We start from the raw sequence: 6,035 nt of genomic DNA, 5'->3' as shown, positions 1-6,035 counted from the left end.
ACGCTGTAAAACAAGCTTAACTACCGGAAGGGAAGCCGCCTTGCCTCCGCAACCTTGCTGTAACGATGTTTTTCATCGTTAACGTATGCTCACCGCACGAATCTCCCTCTGTAACGCTGTAAAACAAGCTTAACTACCGGGAGGAAAGCCGCCTCGCCTCCGCAACCTTGCTGTAACGCTGTTTTCCATCRCTAACGTATGCTCACCGCGTGAATCCTCCGCTGTAACGCTGTAAAACAAGCTTAACTACCGGGAGGGAAGCCGCCTCGCCTCCGCAACCTTGCTTTTTRACGATGTTTTTTTTCATCGYTAAMGTATGCTCACCGCRCGAATCCYCCGCTGTAACGCTGTAAAACAAGCTTAACTGCCGGGAAGGAAGCCACCTCGCCTCCACAACCTTGCTGTAACGCTGTTTTCCATCGCTAACGTATGCTCACCGCACGAATCCCTCGCTGTAACGCTGTAAAACAAGCTTAACTACCGGGAGGAAGCCGCCTTGCCTCCGCAACCTTGCTGTAACGATGTTTTTCATCGTTAATGTATGCTCCCCGCGCGAATCTCCCGCTGTAACGATGTTTTTCATCGTTAACGTGCGCTCCCCACGCGAATCCCCCGCGCTAACGATGTTTCCCATCGCTAGCGCATACCACGCATCTTCGCGTCTCTTCAGCACGCCCACCGTTCCAGCGCATCACTTAAAGTCGGCATAGGTTGTATTTTATACAACCATTTATCCCAAATCTCAAGCCCAAAGTCAGCTACATAGCACTTTATACAACTATATGCCCCCGAAAGCTGCTGTTTCAGCACAAAACTAGTAATTTCATTGTATTTTGTACAATGGAAGGGTCTCATTCCTCCACAAATCATCCATAATGTTGCACAGAATACAACATACGGTATCCCGGCTCGCACGCTAGTTTATTCCCCCGAAAATTTGGCATCCTAACAGCATCACATGCCAAGGAGTTTAAACATGCGCATATTTGCAATGAGCATCGTGGTAGCCTCAATGCTCACACTTACTGGATGCTCCCACCCATCAAAGATGAAGCAGCTAAGCACCGGGGAACAGGTGCAACTGACCGCCGAGCGGGAGACGGATAACCGGATGTCGGACTGGAATCTAACTAGCAGCGATGCGGAGCTATACGTCGGGGATTTGGGCGTGGAGCAGCTTTATGCCTCGAATCAAGTAAGGAGCCTGGCTGCTCAGAATAAGAAGCAGGCGCTGCTGCCAAACGGTTTCCCTTTGATCCAAGCTTTCCCTAGTCCAGACATCGTCCCCCAAAAAGGAGGTTACGTCGAGAACGTCATCGAGACAGCCAAAAGCTATCTCGGAACACCTTACGTATATGGGTCGGACCGATTGGATCCCAAATCTTTTGACTGCTCGGACTTCACGCGTTGGGTATATCTGACTGCACTTGGGATGGATTTGCCCTGGGACGCTAAGAATCAGGCGGCTTATGTCGAAGCCCTATCCAAACGGAAATACACCGATCTTAAGCAGGCAAAGCGCGGGGATTTACTGTTCTTCACGAACTTCATGGGCAATCGGCCATCCGATTATGCCAATCTAGATCCCTCTCAGAAGCCGATCAGCCACATGGGCATTTATTTAGGTAATGGTAAGATTATTCATTCTGCATCCAAAAAGACAGGTGGCGTACGGATCGACCACATGTTATTTAAGCATCTGCAGTACCGTTTTGTACTAGGGGGCTCAGTTCTGTAGCGGGTCATTTTCACGCGCAAATGTTTCGCTTCCTTTTAATTCGTTATATAGTAAAGAAGTTGAAGCGATGGAAGGGAGCTAATAGCAGATGCACTCGTCGATGATTGAGCAGGAAAATGGCATTTTTCCAGCCGTATGCTCACTGGATTGTCCAGATCAATGCGGATTGCTGCTTCATAAGGAAGCTGGCAAGATCGTTAAAATAGAGGGAGACCCCAACCACCCAGTGACACTAGGGGCAATATGCAATAAAGTTCGTAACATGACGGCACGTCTTTATGATGATAAAAGGCTGCAATACCCTATGAAGCGCGTAGGTCCGAAAGGCGAGGGCGCCCGCTTTGAAAGAATTTCCTGGGAGGAAGCGATTACAACCATTACCACCCGCTGGAAAAGGCAAATCGCAGAGGAAGGCCCCGAGTCCATTCTGCCATACAGCTTTTATGGCAACATGGGGCGGATTGGGACCGAGGGGATGGACCGCCGGTTTTTTAACCGAATGGGTGCAAGCCGCTTACTGTACTCGATTTGCGAAGCGGCAGGAACAGAGGGCTATAGCTTTGGAACCGATCCGGAGGATACGGTGCATGCCAAACTCATCATTATGTGGGGGATTAATGCGGTCAGCACGAATATGCATCAGGTGATGCTGGCTGAGAAGGCACGCAAAAACGGTGCGCAAATCGTCGTCATCGACGCACACAAGAACCAAACAGGCCGCTGGGCAGATTGGTTTATTCCGGTTATGCCGGGAACGGATGCCGCTTTGGCGCTCGGGATCATGCATATTTTGTTCGCCGAAGATAGGGTAGATGAAGCTTTTCTGCGGCAATATACAGTTGGCCATGAGGAATTGAGGGAGCATGTTCGGCAGTATGACCCTTCTGTGGTATCTACGATAACAGGAGTCCCCGTCGAAGACCTTTACCGCTTAGCTAATCTATATGGTCAAACTTCGCCTTCTTTTATTCGCATCGGTAATGGGATTCAGCATCACGATAACGGCGGGATGTGCGTGAGGACTATCGCCTGCTTACCGGCATTAACGGGGCAGTGGATGCAGCGTGGAGGCGGCGCTATTAAAGGAAATGGTGCCTATTTGGAGCACAACATGCCAGCTCTGCAGCGACCTGATCTAAGGGTGAAAGAGGCGCGTCAGATTAATATGAACTTGCTTGGCAGCGCTTTGTTGGAGCTAGATCCGCCAATTCGTTCGCTGTACGTGTACAATTCGAATCCGGCGTTGGTTGCCCCTCATGCCAATAAAGTGAGAGAAGGGCTCCGGCGGGACGATTTGTTTACAGTCGTACATGATCTGTTTCTGACCGAGACGGCGAAGTATGCCGATATCGTGCTCCCGGCTACTTCGTCTTTTGAGAATACGGACTTCTATCGTTCCTATTGGCATCACTACGTTCATCTTCAGCTTCCTGTCGCTCAGCCTTATGGCGAGAGCAAAGCGAACGTTGACGTGTTTCGTTTGCTTGCAGCGGGGATGGGCTATGAAGATGAGGCTTTGCAGGATACTGATGAAGATTTGGTGCGCCAAGCCTTGAATCATCCTGGAAATCCAGCGTTAGCGAATATTACTTATGATAACCTGCTGGAGAAACAATTCATGAAAGCGGAAGTAAAGCCGCTTTTTCCAGGAGAATTACGGACTCCGAGTGGCAAAATCGAACTTCTCTCACGTGAGATGGAGGAGAAAGGTTATCCGGCTTTGCCGACGTACATTCCGCTTCCAGATGAAGGCGATTTGCCGTTCCTCTTCATTCCTGCACCGAATCACAACTTCCTGAACTCGACTTTTGCTCATAATGAGAAGCATGTTCGCATGGAAAAAACGCCGAAGCTGCACATGAATGAAGCAGATGCTGCCTCTTTGGGAGTAGCGAATGGCGATAAGGTTCGCGTGTGGAATTCCCGTGGCGAATGTGAGTTGACCGTAGCGGCGGGCTCAGACGTGCTGCCAGGTGTTGTCGTGAGCCAAGGGCTCTGGGCAGATTCGTCCAGTAACGGCAGCAAAGCCTTGGTTAATGCGCTTACGCCGGATCGTGTGGCGGATATGGGCGGAGGAGCAACCTTTTTCTCTGGTCGTGTGCATGTAGCAAAGCTCTAGAAGTGAGCAGAACGCATGGGCGCCTCCCCGCATAAAGTAATGCAGGAGGTGATAGCCTATGTCATTACAGCAAAAAGCATATGCTTGGATAGGCAGTCCAGTAGGTGTATCCCTAATGGACGGTACCGGAACTTCGGGCATTCTGTGCAGTGTGCAAGGCGGGTCGATTTACCTGATCGAATACCTATACCATACACAATTTGCCACGAAGCATTATGCTTTTAATCAAATTCGGGATATCTATCCTTTCCCGCAATGCCCGCAGCCGCAAGTGCTGTACCAAGCGAAGCCAATGTATTAGTTTGTGAAGAAACCGATCCTGTGGGTCGGTTTTTGCCGTTGGGTAAGCGAAACTGGTGGAATTGATGAAGGGTTGACGCCTTTGTGAACGGAAAGGAACTACAGGGCGCTATATCCCCGAAAAGTGCTCTTTTAGCTGTGGAAGGGAACTATGATCCGTTATTCAGAAGCTACAAGCTGATAAACAGCTTTCCTAGCTTAATTAAGACCCTGTAGTTCCCCACGATCGCCAATACCAACGTTTTTCACCAAAATAGAGGAATGGAGTTCCCTCAATGGGCATTACATCATCTTGAATTATATTTATCGCCAAAAAGAAATGGTTTTCCAATAATATCCCTCTAACACCTAAATAAATGACAATAAAAGTTGTCCAAAAGGGGGTAATATGATTGAATCGCCGTATTTTGTATACGCTTACAAAATGCGAGACTAAACTGAATAAGGAGCATTGCTACATGAAAATTCACTTTTTACAAAAAAGACTAGCTTTGTTGGTATTGTTCGCAATGGTCTTTTCGCTACTCCTCGTTCCTGCAGCAGGTAGGGCAGCGGATGTTGAGGTAGATGTTGCTGCTCTCCCAACCCTGGCAGATGCTGCTATCGTTACAGATAGCACCAAGCCTGAGGTCGCTGATACGAACTATGACAACAGAACGAACTTGGGGAGTTCGACGCTAGGCTTATACAGCCTTTCAACCAGCAGCTCGAAAAAGACCGAAGTCTACTTCAAGTYTGATGTGTCTACCGTATCTGATAGTACATACAAATATTATTTGCAAGTGTCTGCCAAAAAAGGCAGTAGTGACATCGACACAAGCCTTCAAGTGTATGGTTTACTGAATAATTCATGGCAAGAATCAACGATAACCTGGAATACGGCTCCTCTGACGGATTTGTCTGCGATGAACCCATTAGGGCAATTTATCGTGAATCAGGCTAATGCAGGCAAGCCAATTCTATACACCGTAGACGTGACCGATTATGTAAGGCAGCATCTCTCTGATCAGTCAGTCTCTTTCATCATTGCTTCAAATTCTACCAACTCCGTTAACGTATATTCGAAAGAGAACACTTCAGCCTCCAATCCTGAGCCGCAGCTCTTGGTACGACGTGTCGTTCAGAGCGACACTACCCCTCCAACTTGGGGTCAAAACGCGGCACTGAAATCGATTAACTTAGGCATGGATTTTGTAAGCAATACGCTTGATAACAACTTGTTCAGCCGCTGGTCAGCATCAGGTGACGGGCAATATGTCATGTTTGATTTGGGGCAATCGAAGAACATTGGCTACGTGGGCATTGCCTTTTATAAAGGGGATCTGCGTACGACGTTAATTGATATTCAAACATCAAACGACGCGCAAACCTGGACGAACGTTTTCACTGGAAACAGTCGCCCGAACACGGTAGATATGCAAGCTTTTGATATCCCGGATACGCAGGCTCGTTTCGTTCGTATCATTGGGCACGGCAACTCAGATGGCAGCACGTTCACAAGTTTAACGGAAGTCATGATCTACCCACCGTTCCCTTCAGGTGACACGCCGGTAGCGATTGTTCCCAATATCACGCCAACAGCGCCGCCAGGGACGGTTCCTTTCACGAAGCCTGGACTAACGAAACCAGATGGCTCTGAACACACGATGCACAAGGCACATCAGGTTACTGGCGCTACACTTAACGTGCTCGACTTTGGCGCAGACCCAGCGGATAATGCCCAAGATGACCGTATCGCGATCCAAAATGCGATTGATGCCGCTACAGCAGGCGACGAAGTGTTCATTCCAAATGGCGTTTATAACTTAGTGACTTCGCCGGATGGATTTATTAATTTAAAGCTGAAATCAGGCGTCAACCTGCGGGGCGGGAGCGAGT

5 protein-coding genes are annotated in these 6,035 nt (G+C 48.7%); 4 read left to right on the top strand and 1 reads right to left on the bottom strand.

Annotated features, from left to right (window positions below):
• Positions 1-433 precede the first annotated feature (433 nt).
• Positions 434-673 (bottom strand): hypothetical protein, encoded by a 240-nt coding sequence (locus AC1DUA_RS20915; protein WP_477501609.1) that lies wholly within the window; start codon positions 671-673, stop codon positions 434-436.
• 303 nt (positions 674-976) lie between these two features.
• Here AC1DUA_RS20915 and AC1DUA_RS20910 point away from each other — a divergent pair, with 303 nt between their 5' ends.
• The 4 genes from AC1DUA_RS20910 to AC1DUA_RS20895 all read left to right on the top strand — a co-directional run.
• Positions 977-1,738, top strand: a complete 762-nt coding sequence (locus AC1DUA_RS20910) for an NlpC/P60 family protein (RefSeq protein ID WP_477501608.1) — start codon at positions 977-979, stop codon at positions 1,736-1,738.
• An 88-nt stretch (positions 1,739-1,826) separates the two neighbouring features.
• Positions 1,827-3,857 carry a molybdopterin-containing oxidoreductase family protein gene (locus tag AC1DUA_RS20905; protein WP_477501607.1) on the top strand — a complete coding sequence of 677 codons (2,031 nt, stop codon included), beginning with the start codon at positions 1,827-1,829 and terminating at the stop codon, positions 3,855-3,857.
• Positions 3,858-3,915: 58 nt separating this feature from the next.
• Positions 3,916-4,158 carry a hypothetical protein gene (locus AC1DUA_RS20900; protein ID WP_477501606.1) on the top strand — a complete coding sequence of 81 codons (243 nt, stop codon included), beginning with the start codon at positions 3,916-3,918 and terminating at the stop codon, positions 4,156-4,158.
• A 457-nt stretch (positions 4,159-4,615) separates the two neighbouring features.
• On the top strand, positions 4,616-6,035 hold a 1,420-nt coding region (locus tag AC1DUA_RS20895; RefSeq protein WP_477501605.1), incomplete at its 3' end, for a CBM96 family carbohydrate-binding protein.

It is taken from the genome of Paenibacillus sp. 01T422 (genome assembly GCF_056398785.1).
The sequence above is the reverse complement of the archived record's forward strand: the minus strand, read 5'-3'. Positions and strand labels throughout refer to the sequence as shown.

Excerpts from the sequence above, each read along its gene's own strand:
- AC1DUA_RS20905 (WP_477501607.1), top strand. The coding sequence starts at position 1,827 with ATGCACTCGTCGATGATTGAGCAGGAAAATGGCATTTTTCCAGCCGTA.
- AC1DUA_RS20900 (WP_477501606.1), top strand. The coding sequence starts at position 3,916 with ATGTCATTACAGCAAAAAGCATATGCTTGGATAGGCAGTCCAGTAGGT.
- AC1DUA_RS20910 (WP_477501608.1), top strand. The coding sequence starts at position 977 with ATGCGCATATTTGCAATGAGCATCGTGGTAGCCTCAATGCTCACACTT.